This is a genomic window from Nostocoides jenkinsii Ben 74 (assembly GCF_001046875.1).
GTDB classification, from domain to species: Bacteria; Actinomycetota; Actinomycetes; order Actinomycetales; family Dermatophilaceae; genus Nostocoides_A; species Nostocoides_A jenkinsii.
In genome coordinates, this window is the sequence record NZ_HF571038.1 from 3,808,538 (window position 1) to 3,809,142 (window position 605).

1 protein-coding gene is annotated in these 605 nt (G+C 67.8%); it reads left to right on the forward strand.

The genetic code is table 11. The annotated features are described in order from the left end of the window. Window positions 1-99 precede the first annotated feature (99 nt). Window positions 100-605: transposase (locus BN13_RS18160; protein ID WP_235434173.1), on the forward strand; the 506-nt coding region annotated here is incomplete at its 3' end.

Consider the following 605-nt stretch of genomic DNA (forward strand, 5'->3'; position numbering starts at 1 on the left):
GGGACTGTCCGCCGAACGGTGGTTCTGACCTGACACGCCAACGTGGGTTGGCGGGAAGGTTGGTCACTGATGACCGAGACAATCACGAGCGTGAGCTCGATGCCCAAGGACGCCAAGAGACGCCGCTCGTCGTCGACCGCGACACCGTCGGAGAAGGCGGCGATCGCGCAGCTGGTCAAGGCCGCCAGGGAGCGGGGTGAGGACATCACCGGCCCGGAGGGGTTGTTGAAGTCGATCACCGCGACCGTGCTCGAGGCCGCCCTGGAGGAAGAGCTGACCGACCACCTCGGTCACGTCAAGCACCGCGCGCCCGAGGGTGGGGCGGAGAACATCCGCAACGGCACCCGAGCCAAGACGGTGCTGACCGACGCGGCCGGGGAGGTGGTGATCGAGGTGCCGCGAGATCGGGCCGGAACGTTCGAGCCGGTCATCGTCAAGAAGCGCCAGCGGCGGCTGTCGGATGTGGACGCGGTCGCGATCTCGTTGTTCGCCAAGGGCCTGACGACCGGGGAGATCAGCGCGCACTTCGCCTGGGGGTACCTCCCGCTTGCGGGGGCGGTGTACGGCGCCTCGATCGGTAAGGACACGATCTCCCGGATCACCGA